Here is a 16109-nt window from a genome sequence, read left to right as displayed (position 1 = left end):
ATGTCCCGCATGTCGGCCGGGTGCCAGGGAGGGGGTCAGAGCATGTGCAGGTCGTGGGCGCGCTCGACGGCGTCGCGCCGGCGGGAGACGCACAGCTTCCGGTAGATGCCGCGCAGGTGGGTCTTGACGGTGTTCACTGACACGTGCAGCTCGGCGGCGACCTCCTCCGTGGACATCATGCGCGCCACCTGCTGGAGGACCTCCCGCTCGCGGCGGCTCAGCTCCTCGACCACCCGGTGGTCGGCCTGGGCGTGCGGGGAGGCCAGCCACGCGTAGGAGGCGCTGTGCCCGTTGAGGCGGCCCGCCAGGTACCGCACCCAGGGGCCCGCCTCCCTGAACGGCCGCCTGAGCCCTTCGGGGCGGGCGAGGTCGAGGGCCTCCACGAGCAGGGTGCGGGCCGTGTCCTCGCGGCCGTCGAGGAGCGCGCGATGGGCGCGCAGCAGGACCAGGCGGACCCGGTCGGGCAGGGTCACCGCGTCGGACCTCTCCGTGGCCTCGATCAGCTCCAGCGCCTGGGCGGGACGGCCGGCGGCGGCGCGGACCTGCGCGAGGGCCACGGTGTACGAGGGCGGGCCTTCGTCCACCGGAATCCGTTCCAGGGCGGCGGCCGCCGCGCCGGCGTCGCCACGGGCCAGGGCCGCGGTGGCACAGGCGACGGCGAGGCGCGCGGCCGGCCCGGCCGGGTACGCGGCCGCCTCCGCGAGTTGGCCGTCGAGGTGGCTGCGGGCGGCGTCCCACCGGCCCCGGGCGAGCTCCAGCTGCGCGTGCAGCACCGACCGCTCGATCAGGAGGTCCAAGTCGCCGAGTGCGTCGTGGAGCAGCTCGGCGCGGTCCAGCTGCACGGCCGCCTCGGCGAGTTCCTCCCGTTCGACGGCGACTGCGGCGAGCGCCAGGCCGGCGGCGCCGGAGCGCTGGGAATCGGGGATGCCGTGCACGTCGGCGAAGGCCAGGGAGGCCTCGCCGTGCTGCTGCGCGAGGGTCAGTGCCCCCGCCAGGGCGTCGGCCAGGGCCAGCCGTCCGAGACACCGGTGGCGCAGCAGTACCGTGGCGTCGCCGGAACAGGCCCGGACCGCCCGTTCCAGGCCGTCGCGGGCGGACTGCAGGCGGCCGCCCCGCAGCCAGGCGCACGCCTGGCCGTAGAGGCACAGGGGTCCTATCTCGGGGTGCCGCGCTCTCTCCTCGGCCGGAAGCCGCGCCAGCAGTGCGGTGACCCGGTGCGCGTCCTCGTCGGCCGGGCCGGGGGCGGACAGCAGACGCAGGAGGGCGGCCGTGAGGAGGTCGGCCGGTTCGGCCTCCGGTCCGCCGGCCTCCTCCTGCGCGTCCTGCGCGTCCTGCGCGCGGGCGAGCCGGGCACGGCAGCCCTCGGCGTCCCGGCGGGCCAAGCAGCAGGCGGCGGCCACCAGGGGCGCTCTGGCACCGGGGGTGTCCTCGGGCATGCGGGAGAAGGTGTCGGCCGACGGGAATGCGGCGGTGCCCGCGAGGATGGGGGCGACCAGCAGGTGCCGGACGGTCTGGTCGGCGGCGAAGCCCCAGTCTCCTCCTGCGGTGGCCTCGTCCACCGCCTCGGCGCTGTGGCCCCGTTCCGCGTACCAGCGGGCGGCGCGGCGGTGCAGCAGCGGCTCCAGCCCGGGCTGCCCGCTGCGCAGGTGGGCGCGCAGGACCTCGGCGAACAGAGGGTGGTAGCGGTACCACCGGGTGCCGGGGAGCGGTTCCACGAACGCGTGGCGGCGGGCCAGGTCCTGGAGGATGCGGCCCGAGTCGGCCCGCCCGGTCAGGGCCGCGGCGAGGTCGGGGTGCACGTGGTTCAGGATTCCCGTGCGCAGGAGCAGTTCCCGGGCCGGGCCCGGCTGGGCGGCGAGCACCTCGGTGAGGAGGTAGTCGGACACCGCCTGCTCGGACGCGGTGAGGGAGCCTGCGAAGGCGGCGGGGTCCCCGGAGCGTGCCATGGCCAGGGCGCACAGGCGCAGGCCCGCGGCCCAGCCCTGGGTCTGCTCCAGGAAGAGGTCCACGAGGTGGTCCTCCGGTGCGGGCCCCCGGCCGCGCAGCAGTTGCGCCGCCTCACTCCGGGTGAACGCCAGGTCGTGCTCCCGGATTTCCTGGAGGCGGCCCTCCGCACGGTAGCGGTGCAGCGGCAGCGGCGGTTCCTCCCGGCTGATGAGGACCAGCCGCAGGGCCGGGCCGGCGTGGTCCGAGAGGAAGCGCAGCCCGTTGTGCACGGCGTCCCCCCGGGCCTTCTCGAGGCCGTCCACGACCAGCACGAGGGGGCCGGGTGCGCCTTCGAGCGCGAAGGCGAGGCGGGTCAGCAGCGAGCGGTCGACGCCGTCCGCGCGGACGGGCGCGCCGAGGGCGTCCCCGGCGAGTTCCCCGGAGCGCCGGAACCCTTCGACGACGTAGGCCCAGAAGGCGCCCGGGGTGTCGTCCTCGTCGAGCGTCAGCCAGACCACCGGGCCGGGCGCCGAGGCGGACCAGGCCCAGGAGGCGGCCAGCGCGGTCTTCCCGGCACCGGGCGCTCCGGTGATCAGTGTCAGTGGTCCCTCGGTGCCCCGGGTGAGCCGGTTCAGCAGCCGCCGGCGGCGCACCAGCCCCGGGACCTGGAGAGGGACGGAGAGTTTGGCAGCGAGCAAGGGATCGCCGGGCAAGGGCACGGTCATGAGGTCATACCCCCGGTGGAGCGGCTGAGCACGGCCGGGGCCGCTTGGCTCGGCCCTCGTGTCCGTACCCGCTCCCCGCCGCCGAAGCCGCTGCGGGTGGTGGCGGGGCCCCGAGGACTGCCCTTCCATGGTCACGTCCCGGCGCCTTGATCGCACGCCCCGCACATCGCCCGGCGCGGGCGATGCGGGCCCGGCGGTCCCGGGTCCCCCGGTCGGCCGTGGTCCCCGGTCGCCGCGTCGGCCGGGGTGAACCTGCGGCTCGGCCCGGTGATCGTTGCCGCCAGAACGGCCCCGTCCCCTGAGGGGCGGCGCAGACGCCCATCCGTGTGCACCCCCGGGCCCCCCGCACCGCATGCCCCCGATCCGGGGAGGGTGTGGTCCATGCTGTCTCCCAGCCGGTGAGGGCAGGGCAGGAGGCTGGATGGACACGCAGGGCTCCGCCCAGGACGACGCTCCGCCCGAGGGGCCCGCGTCGCCGGGCCGTCCTCCGCGCCGGCGGGTGCGGCCGGCGCTGGTCGTGACCTTCAGGTGCCTGGCCACGGTGGCCGTGGTCGTCTCCGCCTACTACCTGCTGCCCTTCACCGGGCAGAAGGGCGACGTCACGGCCCTGGCCCTCGGCCTCAGCGCCGTCACGGCCATCTTCGCCCTGCAGATCCGGTCGATCGCCCTCTCCGACCACCCGCGGCTGCGGGGGATCGAGGCGCTCGCGACGACGATCCCGCTGTTCCTGCTGCTCTACGCGACGACGTACTACCTCCTCGAGGCGTCCGGGCCCGGGAGCTTCTCGGAACCCCTCACCCGCACCGATGCCCTGTACTTCACCCTCACCGTGTTCAGCACCGTCGGCTTCGGGGACATCGTGGCCGTTTCCCAGCCCGCCCGGGTCGTGACGATGACGCAGATGGTGGGCAACATCCTGGCCCTCGGCGTGGCCACCCGGATCGTGTTCGGCGCGGTGGAGGGGGCCGTGCGCCGCCAGTCCTCCGGAACCCGGACAGCGCGCGAAGGGCGGGAGCCGCGGTAGCGGTCCCGGCACGGCACCCCGCGCCGGGCGTCGGACCGCGACGGGCGGTCCGCCGGATCAGGTGCTCGTGACGGTGCGTTCCAGGACGGCGAGCGCGGCGGCGGGTTCGTCGACGACGGACACCAGCTCGGCCAGTGGGATCGGGAGGAAGCCCTCGTCCTCCATGCGGCGCAACTGCTCGCGGAGGCCGTCGTAGAAGCCGGCCGTGTTCAGCAGGACGACCGGCTTCCCGGTCCTGCGGTGCTTCCTCAGCTCCAGGATCTCGGTGGCCTCGTCGAGCGTTCCCATGCCGCCCACCATGATCACGAACGCGTCGGCCCTCTCCATGAGCGTCGCCTTCCGCTCGGCGAGGCTGCCGGTGAAGACCATCTCGTCGGGGGCGGAGACCGGTCGTGCCTTGGCCGCGAGGAAGTCGACCGAGACGCCGCAGAGCCTTCCGCCCGCGCCGCTGACCCCGTCCGCGACGACCTTCATCAGACCGGTGTCGGAGCCGCCCCAGACGAGGGTGTGCCCGGCCTTGCCCAGCAGCTCGGCGAACCGGCGGGCGGGCTCGGTGTAGCGGACGTCGAGATCGGCGGCGGAGAGGAAGACGCAAACGTTCACGGCACCACGGTAGGCGTACGTGCAGACGCCCCGGCACCCGCCCTCGACCTGCAGCGGGTTCCCGGTCGTGAGGGCGCGCGCTGCGGGCCGGTCACAGCCGCATGACGATCAGGGCGGTGTCGTCGGTGAGTCCTGCCGCGGGGATCAGGTCGGTCAGGAGGGCGTCGCCGAGGGTGTCGGGGTCGTCGGTGCGGTGCCGGGCCAAGGAGTCGGCGAGGCGGGCGAGGCCGGTGTCGATGTCCTCGCGGCGGCGTTCGACGAGCCCGTCGGTGTAGAGGAGGAGGACGCAGCCGTCGGTGAACGCGGTCCGGGCCTGGGGGCGGGAAACGTGTTCGGGGCGGGCGCCGAGCGGGGGGTCGGTGGCCTGGTCGAGGAAGGTGACGGTGCCGTCGGGATGGCACAGGGCGGGCGGGGGGTGGCCGGCGCTGCTGTAGGTGAGGACGCGGGTCTCCCAGTCGATGAAGACGGACGCCGCGGTGGTGGATTCGGCGCCGTCCACGGAGCGCGCGTACAGGCCGAGGACTTCCAGGGCCTGCGCGGGGCCGGTGGCGACGTGGGAGGCCGCGGACAGGGCGCTGCGCAGCTGGCCCATGACCCCGGCGGCGCGCAGGCCGTGGCCCACGACGTCGCCGACCGCGACAGCGGTGCGGCCGCTGCCGGGCAGGTCGACGAGGTCGTACCAGTCGCCGCACACGTTCAGCGCCCCCATCGCGGGCCGGTAGCGCACGGCGGCGCGGTGGTGGCCGAGGGGGCGGGGGGCGGGGAGCATGGCCTCCTGGAGGTGGAGGGCGACCGCCCGCTCACGGGCGTGGGCCTTGCGCAGGCGTTCGTTGAGCTCCTGCAGCTCCCGGGCCCGGGTGTACAGCTCGGCCTCTAGGACCCGGGCTCGGTCACCGCCCGTCCGACCGCCGCGGGCGCGGATGAGTTCGGTGACCTCTTCCACGCGGTGCAGCAGGAGGGCCACGGTGCCGTCGGGGGCGAGGACGGGGACGTTGACCGGGCTCCAGTACCGCTCCTCCCACACCCCTGGCCTTTGGGGATCTTCCACGTCGTAGCGCTGGAGCGCCATCGTGTCGGGCTCCCCGTCGGCCACCACCCGGCGCAGCGAGGCGTACAGGTTGCGCATGCCGGTCGCGGCGGGATCGCCTGGGTTGTCGGGGAAGACGTCGAACAGGAAACGGCCGATGAGCTGGTCACGGCTGCGCCCGGACAGGGCCACGAACGCCTCGTTGACGTCCGCGTACACCAGTTCCGGCGTCAGCAGCGCCACACCGGCGGGAAGGGCCTGGAAGACGGCCTGGTAGTCGATGCCGGGTCCGGTCACGGTTCCACCTGCCACGCGCCTGCGGCCCCCGTGGGTCACGGCTGTCTCCACCATGACACGCGCACGGTCGGTGGGCCCGTCGCGGTCCGCCGGACTGGACCATTCGGCCGCGAGGAGGCCGGCGCGCCGCTCCGGGGCGGGGTGACCACGAGGTGCACCGCGGCCCGGGCGGGTTCGAGCGGGTCAGCCGTCGGCCGCCTTGGAACGGGGCGGTGTGGCGGGGACGCGCTGTGTGAAGAACAGCGCGAGGACGGAGGTGAGCGCGAGGACGGCGAGGGCCGCGCGCAGCCCGTCGAGCCGGGCCTCCTCGTTCGCGTCCATCGCGGCCTGCGCGGTCTCGGGTGGGACCCCGGCGTCGTCCATCGCCGTCTGGAGCTGGGCGTCGGACAGGAAGGGTGCGCCGCCCGCGAGCTGATGGGTGGCCTGGCTCTTCACCTCGGCGGGAAGGGCGGGGTTCTCCTCGATGCTCGTCAGGAACGAGGCGGTCAGCGCGGCGATCATGATCGAGCCCGCGAGCGCGGTGCCGATCGAGGCGCCGAGATTGGTGACGGCGTTCTGCAGGCCGCCGACCTCGGCGCTCTGCCGGTCGGGGACGGCCGAGACGGTCACCGCTCCCAGCTGCGAGGCCAGGGCCCCCATCCCGGCGCCGATCAGGAGCAGCGGCACCGTGACGATCTCCGGGCCCGCGTCCGCGTCGAGGGCCGCCATCAGGACGACCGCCCCGCCCAGGAGGCCGAAGATCCCGGCACGGACGACGCGCCGCGGCGAGACGTTCGGCAGCAGGCGCGGGATGAGCATGGCCGCGGCGAGCAGGGACACGGACAGCGGAAGCAGCCGGGCGCCGGTCGCCAGGGCCGACAGCCCGAGCGCCACCGACAGGTACAGGGGGACGATGAAGAACACGCCCATCTGGACCAGGTACTGGAAGAACAGCGCGACCAGGCCGCCGGTGAGCTGCTGGTTGCGCAGGAACTCGGGCCGGACGAGGGGGTCCTTGCCGCGGCCGTCCAGGCGCGCCTCCCACCGCACGAAGACCCACATCAGCAGCAGGCCGATGATCACCAGCCAGACGACGGGCGAGACGCCCAGCCATTCCGGGGCGCCGGACTTGGCCCTGAACCAGCCCCATTCGCCGGCGCGCAGCACGCCGAAAACGAAGACTCCCAGACCCGCGGCCGACGTGACGGCTCCGACCAGGTCGAACCTCGGGCGCTCGGCCGCCGGGGCGTCGGCCAGGCGCCGGGCGAGCACCAGGATGGCCAGGACGAGCACCACCTCGCCCGCGAACACCCAGCGCCAGGAGAAGTAGGTGGTGGCCACCCCTCCGACCAGCGGGCCGACCGCGATCGCGACCGCGCCGGCAGCCGCGACGAGCCCGTAGGCGCTGGGACGCCGCTCGGGCGGGAAGTTGCCCGCCACCAGCGCGACGATCGCCGGCAGGATCAGCGCCGCGCCGATGCCTTCGAGGAAGGACCAGCCCACCAGGAGCACCGGCAGGTTGGGGGCGAGCGCCGTCGTGAGGGACCCGCAGCCGTACACGGCGCAGCCCGTCATGAACGCGCGCCGGCGCCCCATGAGGGTGCCGACCTTGCCACCCGGGATCATGAACATGGCCATGACGAGCGTATAGGCGGTGATCGCGCCCTGGATGCCGGTCACGGTCGTGCCGACGTCCTCCGCCACCGTCGCGATGGAGACGTTCATGACGGAGCTGTCGAGCGCCATCAGGAACTGGCCGGCGGCGAGGGTGGTCAGGAGGAGAGCGGCAGGAGCCGGAGCGGAAACGCCTGCGCGGGGTGCCATGGACGAAGATTCTGGCACCGTCGGCCGCGCCCTCCCGGATCCGCGCTTCCCTGGCGCGTCGCGCGTCGCGCGTCCTGCGTCGCGCGTCCTGCGCCGTCGTCGGCGTGTCCGGACGGCGAACCCGCACCCGGGGCTGCTGTCACCGTCACGCGACCGGCGGTGGCGCTGTGCCGCCGGGCGCCGGCAGCAGCTCGCGAAAATACCCTGGGGGGTACCCGTGCTACGCTCGAAATATACCCCCGGGGGTACACGCCAACCGAAAGGATCACCGTGTTCTTCATCGATACGATCGGCACCGAGGGCCTCGGAAACCGCAGCTACCTCGCGGGTGGCGCCGGAACGGCCGTCGTGGTGGACCCGCCCCGCGACATCGACCGGGTCCTGGCGGCAGCGGCCGCGCGCGGGGTGCGGATCACGCACGTGGTGGAGACCCACGTCCACAACGACTACGTCACCGGCGGCCTGGAGCTCGCCCGGATCACCGGCGCCTCCTACCTCGTACCCGCCGCCGCCCGCGTCGCCTTCGCCCGCACCCCGGTCGCCGACGGCGACGTGGTGGACGTGGACGAAGGGGTCGTCCTGCGAGCGATGGCCACCCCCGGCCACACCCCGCACCACACCTCCTACGTCCTGGAGGACGGGGGGTCGGTGGTCGCGGTGTTCACCGGCGGGTCGCTGCTGATCGGCTCGGTCGGCCGCCCCGACCTGGTCGAGCCGAGGCTGACCGAGCGGCTGGCCCGCGCCCAGCACGCGTCCGCGCACCGGCTGGCCGCCGAGCTCCCGGACGAGACGCCGGTGCTGCCCACCCACGGGTTCGGGAGCTTCTGCTCCTCCTCGCAGTCCGAGGGCGGCACCACCACCATCGGCAAGGAGAAGGCGGGCAACGACGCCCTGGTCAAGGACGTGGACTCCTTCGTCACCGCCCTGCTGGCAGGCCTGGAGGACGTTCCCGCCTACTACGCCCACATGGGCCCGGCCAACACCGCGGGCCCCGCACCGATCGACCTGACCGCGCCCCCGCGGGCCGACGCCGCCGACATCGCCGAACGCCTCGCCTCCGGCGAGTGGGTGGTGGACCTGCGCAACCGGATCGCGTTCTCCGAGGGCCACGTCGCCGGCTCGTTCAACTTCGAGGCCGACGGCAAGATCGCCACCTACCTCGCCTGGCTGATCCCCTGGGGCAAGCCCGTGACCCTCCTCGCCGAATCCCCCGAACAGCTCGCCGCCGCCCAGCGCGAACTGGCACGCGTCGGCATCGACCGGCCGGCCGCCGCCGCGACCGGCGGTGTCCACGACTGGCTCCCCGCCGGCGTCACCCCCCGCTCCTTCCCCCGCGCCACCTTCGCCGACCTCGCGGCCCGGGCTCCCGGCCCGGACGTGCTCCTCGACGTGCGCCGGGACTCCGAACGCGCCACGGGCTGGATCGAGGGCTCCGTCCACATCCCCGTCCACCAGCTGCACCGCCGCCTGGCCGACGTACCCGCCGGAACGGTGTGGGTGCACTGCGCGGGCGGCCTGCGCGCGGGCATCGCCGCCTCCCTCCTGGACGCCGCGGGCCGCGACGTCGTGGCCGTCGACGACTCCTTCGACGCGGCGACCGACGCCGGACTGCCCCTCACCACGGGCAGCGGCAGCTGAACCGCCCCCACCGGAAGGAAAGACACATGCCCCTCTTCCGACGCGGCACCGCCCGCCTCACCCCCGACCAGGCCCACCGCCGCACCCCGCCGAGCTGCTGGCGGCGCGCGGAGCGCAGGCCGTCGACGTCAGGGGCGGCATGAGCGCCTGGGCGTCGGCCGGGCTGCCCGTCGTCGACGAACGCGGAAGGCCCGGCCGGATAGCGTGAGCACCCTCGTTCTCGCCCTCGCCGCCGGGGCCGTCATCGGCCTGGCCCTCGGGGCACTCGGCGGCGGCGGCAGCGTCCTGACCGTCCCCGCCCTGATCTACCTCGTCGGCTTCACCCCGGCCGCCGCCACCACGGCCTCACTGATCATCGTCACCGCCACTTCGGCGACCGCCCTGTACGCCCACGCCGCCTCGGGAAACGTCCGCTGGAGGACGGGGGCCCTGTTCGCCGCCGCCGGTATCCCGCCCGCCATCGGCGCGGGCACCCTGGCCGCCCGCGTCCCCGAGGCGGTGCTGACCGCCGCGTTCGCCGTGATCGCGGCCCTTGCGGCCCTCGTGATGCTCCGCCCCTCCCGTTCCGGCCGCCGGCCCGCACCGGTCAGGCCGGCGCGAGCCGCGGGTGCCGGTGCCGGGCTCGGCGCGGTGACCGGCTTCCTCGGCGTCGGCGGCGGCTTCCTCGCCGTCCCCGCCCTCACCTCCGTCCTCGGACTGCGCATGCGCGCCGCCGCGGGCACCAGCCTCCTGGTCATCACGGCGAACTCCCTCGCCGCGCTCCTGGCCCGCACCGGCACCCACGTGCCGCTGCCCTGGGAGGTCATCGCCCCCTTCACGGGAGCCGCGATCCTCGGAGCCCGGGACGGCCAGCGCCTCGCCGCCAAGCTCTCCGGCCCCACCCTCCAGCGGATCTTCGCGCTCGCGCTGCTGGCCGTCGCCGCCCTCATGCTCACGGACGCCATCCGCTGACCCTGCCGCCCACCACTCCCCTGGGGGCGTCCACGACCGGACCCCCCTGAAACGAAGGACGGAACCGCCCCATGCCCACCCCCCTCACCCTCGACACCGCCCAGGCCCGCACCCGCCTGCACGAACTGATCGTCCTGGACGTCCGCACCCCCGGCGAATACGCCGCCGGCCATCTCCCCGGCGCCCTCAACATTCCCCTCGACCACCTCGAAGAGACCCTCCCCGACATACGGCACGCGGCCCGGAAGGGCGAACTCCTCCTCGTCTGCGCCTCGGGGAGCCGCTCGGAGAAGGCCTGCCTCACCCTCGCGGGCCACGGCATCACCGCCGCCACCCTCTCCGGCGGCACGGCGGCCTGGACCGCCGCCGGCCACGGCCTCCACCGCACGCACGGCACCCGCCGCGAGGCCTGGCCGATGGAACGCCAGGTCCGCCTCACCGCGGGCACCGTCGTCCTGACCGGCCTCGCGCTGGGCCGCCTCCGGCCCGCGTTCCGCCTGACCTCCGCGGGCATCGCCGGCGGCCTGGTCTATTCCGCCCTCACCGACACCTGCGGCATGGCCGCCCTCCTCGCCAGGCTCCCCCACAACCGTCCGCGCCCGGGAGACCTCGACGCCGCCCGCTCCGCCCTCCGGGCAGCCTGACCCCCACCCGGCGCCATACCCCCTGGGGTACCATGGCGGAAAGCGCACGAGGCCGGGAGGCAAGCGGTGAAGGTCGACGACGACGCGGTCAACTCAGTCCTCAACCGGCTGCGCCGCGCCCAGGGGCAGCTCGCCGGCGTCATCGCCATGATCGAGGCCGGCCGCGACTGCAAAGACGTGGTCACCCAGCTCGCCGCCGTTTCCAAGGCCCTCGACCGGGCCGGGTTCAAGATCGTCGCCAGCGGCATGCGCCAGTGCATGACCGAAGCCGACCCGGATCAGGCTCCGATGACCGAGGCGGAACTCGAGAAGCTCTTCCTCGCCCTCGCCTGACCCGCCTCCCCGGACCGAGGAGGGCCCGGCGGAAGCCGCCGCGTCCGTGCCGGTCATGGGTCATCACTCCTTCGGCGGCCCGGAGGCCGCTTCGCTCCGCCGCGCCCATGACCGGCACGGCGGGCGCCGGGCGGCCGTCGCGCGCCCCGCAGAGCGGCCCCCGGCCGGTTCGCGGGCTTCCGGGGGGACCACCAGCATGGGGGTGTCACCCCGTCCCGGCGCGACGCCGGCGGTGGCCACCGGTGCCGGGAGGTTGCCAGGATGGAGTTGCCGCTCACCGTCGGAATCGACGGCTCCGAGCCGGGTTTCCGGGCGCTGGACTGGGCCGTGGACGAGGCGGCCGTGCACGGGCTCCGGCTGCGGGTGGTGTACGCCTCCCGCTGGGAGCGGTACGAGCTCTCCGCGGGCCCCTGGGGGCAGCAGGCGGGTGACCAGGCCGGCCGTGACGCCGTCCGCGAGGGCGTCCGGCGCGCAGCGGGGCGCAACCCCGACGTCGAGGTCGAGACCGAGGTCGTCGCCGAGGACCCCGTCCAGGCACTGGTGCAGGAGAGCCTCGCGTCCTGGGCACTGGTCACCGGTGCCCGCGGCCACGGCGGCTTCGCCGGCCTCCTCCTGGGCTCGGTCGGCCTCGCGGTCGCCGCCCGCGCCCTGTGCCCGGTCGTCGTCGTCCGCGGTGACGAACCCTGCGCCGGTCACGACGGGGTCCTGCTGGGGGTGTCCGACACCCCGGGAGGCCCCGAGGCCGTACGGTTCGCGTTGCGTGAGGCCGCCGCGCGCGACTGCCGTCTGGAGACGGTTCGCGCCTGGCGCTGCCCCGCCCACGACCCGACCCCCCATCCGACCCTCGCCGACGGGGCCTGCGTCTACCACCAGGCCCGGGCGGACACCCTCCTCGACGAGGCCCTCACCGGGCCGCTCCGCGAATATCCCATGGTCAGCCCGGTCCGTACCCTCGTGGAGGGCTCTGCGCACCGTGCGCTGCAGGAACGTACCGCCACGGCTGCCCTCGTGGTGATCGGCGCCCGCCGCCATCCCGGCCGTCCGGGGCTCCAGCTCGGCCACGCCGCCCGCGTGCTGCTGCATCACGCCCGCTGCCCCGTCGCCGTCGTGCCCCGGGTCGTGGGAGGTGCCCGGGAGTGAGCCGCCCGGACGGGAACCCGGCGCGCCCGGCAGCGGACGTCGAGGGACGCGCCGCTTCGGCCCGCACCGTCCTCGGTACCGGTCCGCCCGGGAAGACTCGCCGGGCGGAGTTCTGGGCCGGTGGGATGAACGGCGAGCGCGCTGCCGAACCGGAGCAGCTCGGGACCGTGCGGGACCCCGCCGATGCCGCCTTCGAGCAGAGCCTCGACGACGGCGCCCGCCGACCGACCCGTCCCGGCAGCGCCACGACACCAGCCGACGAAGCCCACCAGTGCCGTGACCGGGAGGGTCCGGCGGCACGGAGCACGCCACGCCGAGGGATCACGGAGGATCGATTCGCCGGTCGGAGCCCTCCTAGGGTCGTGCCCGCAATGCCCGACCCGCCTTCCCGGAAAGGGATCTCCTCCCTGATGAAGCTCCGCACGACCGCCGCGGCTGCCGTGGCCGCCTTCGCCCTCGTCCTGACGCTGCCCGCCTCGGCCCTCGGCGCCGTGGGCTACTTCCACTACAAGTACGTCGACGGATACGGACAGGAGCAGCACGTCACCCTCCACGACCCGCACAGCGGCAAGTGCGTCAACCTCCACGCCGTCGGCGACGACGACGAGCAGCCCGGCTACGGCCCGCACAACGACACGGACTCCGCCGTGGTCGTCTACGCGGGCGCCAACTGCGAGGGCCCCGAGTGGAAGCTCCGCGCGCACGGCAGCCCGGCGCGGGACGACCTCTTGGTCCGGTCCGTGCGCTTCGCGGTCAACCCCGGTTAGCGGCACCGCTTTCGAACTCCCGGGTCCCAGCCCGTCCACCCCCGGGCGGGCTCACTCGTACCGGCTCGGAGGGCGGAGTCGGGCGCTGAGCCGCTCAGGGCGTCGGCGTCGGGGAGGCGCGGCGGTGCGGCTGCCTCGGACGAGAGCACGCGGCTCCGGTCCCGTCGTGGGCCGGGTGGTCATCGTGTCGCTCCTTGCGTGTCGAGGGCGGCCAGGAACTTCCGCTGGTCTTCGAGGAAGCCGTCGGCGAACAGGGCCCTCGGCGCGCACAGCGCGGTCAGGGTGAGGCGGAGCGAGGAGTTCTCGACCTCGTGTCTGACCAGGCCGTGGGTGGCGTCCGGGTAGTGGGCGACGCGCAGCGCGGGCCCCGGCAGGAGCCGGCGGTAGGCGGCCTCGGTGTCGGCGGTGTCCACGTTCGCGTCGTGTCCGGCGAGCACCAGCAGGACGGGCGTGCGGCGCAGCGCGGGCAGGTCGGCGCTCGCGTCGGCGGTGTGGTTCCTGGAGACGAACCGCCAGCGGGCGGCCGTCATGCCCTGCGGATCGCCCACGGCTCGGACGTACTCCTCGTAGGAGGCTCCACGCCCGAGCAGTTCCAGGCCGGTCTCGCGGCGTCGCAGGGCGGTGGTGACTTCGGTCTCGGAGGCGCCGTCGCGGCGCAGTTCGGCGAGGAGGCTGTAACGGCCCTGCCGATGCCAGTTGACGGCGGGTGAGACGGCGATGACGAAGCGGATGCCTGGGTCCTTGGCGGCGATCTTGGGCAGGACCCAGCCCGCCCGGCCGGCACCCCACAGCCCTATTCCGCTGCCGTCGATGTCCGGCCGCTGCCGGGCCCAGGCGATGGCGTCGGCGGCCTCCGCGGCCCGGTCGTCCATCGACTGGTCGAGCCAGTCTCCGGGCGCGCCTCCCACGCCCGGCTTGTTCCAGGACAGCGAGGCGTAGCCGGCGCGGGCGAAGGACTCCCAGATCGGCCGGTAGAAGGTGTCGTGCGTGGCGTCGACCGGGCCGTCGCCGTGCACGAAGACCACCAGCGGGAAGGGCCCCTTCCCCTGCTCCGGCAGGGCCAGAACGCCCTCCAGGGTTCGGCCGTCCCGGCGTACCGTCACCGCCTCCTCGCGCAGGTCATAGGTGTTCTGCCAGACCACCATCCCGCCCAGGCCAGCTGCCACGACCGCGAGTGCGGCCAGCGTCGCAAGCACGGCCCGCACCATCCGGCGGCGTGTGCCGTTTCTCGGTGCCATCTCGGTTCACCCAGGAGGGCCGTGGCCGCAAGGCCCGGCTGCACGCGAGCGCCGACCCCACCGGCTCCATCGCGCCGGACGCGGAGTACGTCCGCCACGCCTACCGGCAGGACCAGTGCCTCGCCCCGTGGGACGGGACCTGGCACCTGTTCGCCTTCGCCGTCCCCGAGACCGCCCGGCAGGCCCGGGACGCACTGCGCGACACACTGCTGCGCCTCGGCGCGGCCCCCCTCCAGGGCGGCCTCTACGTCAGCGCCAACCCCATCGGCGACGTCGTCGAAGCCCACGCCCGCCACCTGGAGGTGCTGCCCTCCCTCTCCCGCTTCAGCACCCGTGACCTGCGGGTCGGGGACGAGGACGTCCCGGCCCGCCTGGCCGCCCTGCTCTGGCCGCTCCGGCAGATCGCGGACCGCCACGAGGCGCTCGCCGCCCTCGCCTCGGCCCGGCTGGCCCGGATCTCCGGCCCGGACCGCCCCACGGACACCGAACGCCTGACCTACACGATCGAGCTGGCCGCGGCCTTCACGACTGCCATGGAACCCGACCCCCTGCTGCCCCCCGAGCTGCTCCCCCGGCCCTGGCCCGGCACCCGTGCCCGGATCCTGGCCGCACGGTGCTGGGAAGCCCTCGCCGCCGGGTCCGGCGAGGACCACGGCCGACTACGCCTGTTCCGCCTCTACGAAGACGCCGTGCGCACGCTTCCTACGCGGTCCGGGGGAACCGCAGGACGTCCAGGTAGAGCGGCATCTCCCGCGTCCGGTCCCGGTCTTCGCGGGCCGGTGTGACGGTGATGCTTCCCGAGCCGGAGGCGAGGGCGTCGTCGAAGGCGTTCGGGGTGACCGTTCCCTCCAGTTCGAACGACGAGAAGACGAAGGGCAGTCCTTCGGAGGTGAACGGACTCGTCGCGCTCATGACTTCGAAGTGGAGGTGCGGGGCGTCGCTGTTCCCCGAGCTGCCGAGGGCGCCGAGGACCTCGCCGGCCTTGACCGTGCTGCCCGCGAGGACCCGGGTGGAGCCCGGCTTGAGGTGGGCGTAGAGGACGTACTCGCCGGACGCGAGCTGCTGCACCACGTTGTTACCGGCGTACTGGGCGAGGGGCATGTCGGGGGTGGCGGAGCCCGGCTTCTTGTCCGGGTACTCGTCCGTCACCGAGACGATCCGTCCGTCGGCGGCGGCGCGTACCGGGGTTCCGTAGTAGGGGTAGCTGCCGACCTGGTCGGGCGGGCCGTCGAACAGGACCGTGCCGTGGTCGAGCCGGACGAAGTCGATGGCGAAGCGTTCGCCGAAGCGGGAGCGCCCGTCGACGGGTGAGGCCGCCGACCGGTGGGCCGTGATCGTCGCGCAGCAGCCGTTCGCGTCCAGCCAGCCGCCGCCCGCGAGGGGCGGCCTCAGCACGACCGGTCGGCGGTCGGGGACGCCGAGCGGGGCGACGTTCTCGGTCATGGTCTTGGGGATGATGCCGAGCGCCTCGGGATAGGTGACCGACACGGCATGGGCGAGGGTGATCGGGAAGGCCGTACCGGCGGGTACCAGGACGTCCAGCCACACCCTGCCCTGCCGGCCGGGCTGCAGGACCGTGTCCCGGGCGGGCTGCTCGGCCGGAGCCCCCGAAGGGCGGAAGACCCGCAGGAGCCGGGCACCGCTCAGCTCCTCCAGCGTTCCCTCCCCTGCCGTGACCCGGACTGCGGTGAGGGTGGCGGGAAGGGTGGACATGTTGGTCAGTTCGAGCTCGTAGACCAGGTGGGTCCGGCCGTCCGTCGCCTTGACGGGCAGCGGGACGGTGGTCGGCTCGGCGGTCACCGGGGTGATCTGCTCCGTCCGGGCGATGGCCGGCCGGACGACCGGGGATCCGGCGGGGGTCATGGGTGCCCATCCCGTCGCCGGTGGCGTCGCGAGGAGGGCTGCCAGCAGCCCGGAGGCGGCGACGGCGAAGAACGCTCGTGTCCGCATGGCGCACCTCCCTGAACCCCGGTCGGCGCCCGCCGCGGCGAGC

14 protein-coding genes are annotated in these 16109 nt (G+C 74.5%); 8 read left to right on the top strand and 6 right to left on the bottom strand.

What is annotated here, in order from left to right; translation table 11 throughout:
- Nucleotides 1-35: 35 nt before the first annotated feature.
- A complete protein-coding gene (locus ACQKM2_RS12735; RefSeq protein ID WP_427708962.1) occupies nt 36-2651 on the bottom strand; it encodes a LuxR C-terminal-related transcriptional regulator in 2616 nt (871 codons plus the stop codon).
- Nucleotides 2652-3072: 421 nt separating this feature from the next.
- Between ACQKM2_RS12735 and ACQKM2_RS12730 the strand changes: the two genes are divergently transcribed.
- On the top strand, nt 3073-3675 hold the full coding sequence (locus ACQKM2_RS12730; RefSeq protein ID WP_427708960.1) for a potassium channel family protein: 603 nt from the start codon (nt 3073-3075) through the stop codon (nt 3673-3675).
- Between the two features lie 57 nt (nt 3676-3732).
- On the opposite strand, the gene ACQKM2_RS12725 is transcribed toward ACQKM2_RS12730, so the two are convergent.
- The 3 genes from ACQKM2_RS12725 to ACQKM2_RS12715 form a co-directional block, all read right to left on the bottom strand.
- On the bottom strand, nt 3733-4278 hold the full coding sequence (locus tag ACQKM2_RS12725; RefSeq protein WP_427708958.1) for a TIGR00730 family Rossman fold protein: 546 nt from the start codon (nt 4276-4278) through the stop codon (nt 3733-3735).
- A 91-nt stretch (nt 4279-4369) separates the two neighbouring features.
- Nucleotides 4370-5602, bottom strand: a complete 1233-nt coding sequence (locus ACQKM2_RS12720) for a PP2C family protein-serine/threonine phosphatase (RefSeq protein WP_427708957.1) — start codon at nt 5600-5602, stop codon at nt 4370-4372.
- 183 nt (nt 5603-5785) lie between these two features.
- On the bottom strand, nt 5786-7405 hold the full coding sequence (locus tag ACQKM2_RS12715; protein WP_427708955.1) for an MFS transporter: 1620 nt from the start codon (nt 7403-7405) through the stop codon (nt 5786-5788).
- Between the two features lie 270 nt (nt 7406-7675).
- Between ACQKM2_RS12715 and ACQKM2_RS12710 the strand changes: the two genes are divergently transcribed.
- The 6 genes from ACQKM2_RS12710 (at nt 7676) to ACQKM2_RS12685 (ending at nt 12878) form a co-directional block, all read left to right on the top strand.
- Nucleotides 7676-9043: an MBL fold metallo-hydrolase gene (locus tag ACQKM2_RS12710; RefSeq protein WP_427708953.1), complete on the top strand. Its 1368-nt coding sequence runs from the start codon at nt 7676-7678 to the stop codon at nt 9041-9043.
- Nucleotides 9044-9247: 204 nt separating this feature from the next.
- Nucleotides 9248-9994, top strand: a complete 747-nt coding sequence (locus tag ACQKM2_RS12705) for a sulfite exporter TauE/SafE family protein (RefSeq protein ID WP_427708951.1) — start codon at nt 9248-9250, stop codon at nt 9992-9994.
- 71 nt (nt 9995-10065) lie between these two features.
- Nucleotides 10066-10638: a rhodanese-like domain-containing protein gene (locus tag ACQKM2_RS12700; RefSeq protein ID WP_427708949.1), complete on the top strand. Its 573-nt coding sequence runs from the start codon at nt 10066-10068 to the stop codon at nt 10636-10638.
- 66 nt (nt 10639-10704) lie between these two features.
- Entirely contained in the window at nt 10705-10971 is a 267-nt protein-coding gene (locus ACQKM2_RS12695) for a metal-sensitive transcriptional regulator (RefSeq protein WP_427708948.1), read from the top strand.
- Between the two features lie 261 nt (nt 10972-11232).
- On the top strand, nt 11233-12111 hold the full coding sequence (locus ACQKM2_RS12690; protein ID WP_427708946.1) for a universal stress protein: 879 nt from the start codon (nt 11233-11235) through the stop codon (nt 12109-12111).
- A 410-nt stretch (nt 12112-12521) separates the two neighbouring features.
- A complete protein-coding gene (locus tag ACQKM2_RS12685) occupies nt 12522-12878 on the top strand; it encodes a hypothetical protein (protein ID WP_427708944.1) in 357 nt (118 codons plus the stop codon).
- Nucleotides 12879-13057: 179 nt separating this feature from the next.
- Here ACQKM2_RS12685 and ACQKM2_RS12680 read toward each other — a convergent pair whose 3' ends face one another.
- On the bottom strand, nt 13058-14074 hold the full coding sequence (locus ACQKM2_RS12680) for an alpha/beta hydrolase family protein (protein WP_427708943.1): 1017 nt from the start codon (nt 14072-14074) through the stop codon (nt 13058-13060).
- A gap of 35 nt (nt 14075-14109) precedes the next feature.
- Here ACQKM2_RS12680 and ACQKM2_RS12675 point away from each other — a divergent pair, with 35 nt between their 5' ends.
- Complete coding sequence (locus ACQKM2_RS12675) at nt 14110-14901, top strand: PaaX family transcriptional regulator C-terminal domain-containing protein (protein WP_427708942.1); 792 nt, start codon at nt 14110-14112, stop codon at nt 14899-14901.
- Here ACQKM2_RS12675 and ACQKM2_RS12670 read toward each other — a convergent pair.
- Entirely contained in the window at nt 14819-16066 is a 1248-nt protein-coding gene (locus ACQKM2_RS12670) for a M23 family metallopeptidase (protein WP_427708940.1), read from the bottom strand. The two genes, ACQKM2_RS12675 and ACQKM2_RS12670, sit on opposite strands and share 83 nt — an antisense overlap.
- Nucleotides 16067-16109: the final 43 nt, after the last annotated feature.

Origin of the sequence: Streptomyces sp. NPDC004126 (genome assembly GCF_050275515.1) — a bacterium.
Classification (GTDB): domain Bacteria; phylum Actinomycetota; class Actinomycetes; order Streptomycetales; family Streptomycetaceae; genus Streptomyces.
Note: the sequence above shows the minus strand (reverse complement) of the source record. Positions and strands in the feature narration are given on the sequence as shown.

Excerpts from the sequence above, each read along its gene's own strand:
- ACQKM2_RS12735 (WP_427708962.1), bottom strand. The coding sequence starts at position 2,651 with ATGACCGTGCCCTTGCCCGGCGATCCCTTGCTCGCTGCCAAACTCTCC.
- ACQKM2_RS12730 (WP_427708960.1), top strand. The coding sequence starts at position 3,073 with ATGGACACGCAGGGCTCCGCCCAGGACGACGCTCCGCCCGAGGGGCCC.
- ACQKM2_RS12715 (WP_427708955.1), bottom strand. The coding sequence starts at position 7,405 with ATGGCACCCCGCGCAGGCGTTTCCGCTCCGGCTCCTGCCGCTCTCCTC.
- ACQKM2_RS12700 (WP_427708949.1), top strand. The coding sequence starts at position 10,066 with ATGCCCACCCCCCTCACCCTCGACACCGCCCAGGCCCGCACCCGCCTG.
- ACQKM2_RS12690 (WP_427708946.1), top strand. The coding sequence starts at position 11,233 with ATGGAGTTGCCGCTCACCGTCGGAATCGACGGCTCCGAGCCGGGTTTC.
- ACQKM2_RS12685 (WP_427708944.1), top strand. The coding sequence starts at position 12,522 with ATGAAGCTCCGCACGACCGCCGCGGCTGCCGTGGCCGCCTTCGCCCTC.
- ACQKM2_RS12670 (WP_427708940.1), bottom strand. The coding sequence starts at position 16,066 with ATGCGGACACGAGCGTTCTTCGCCGTCGCCGCCTCCGGGCTGCTGGCA.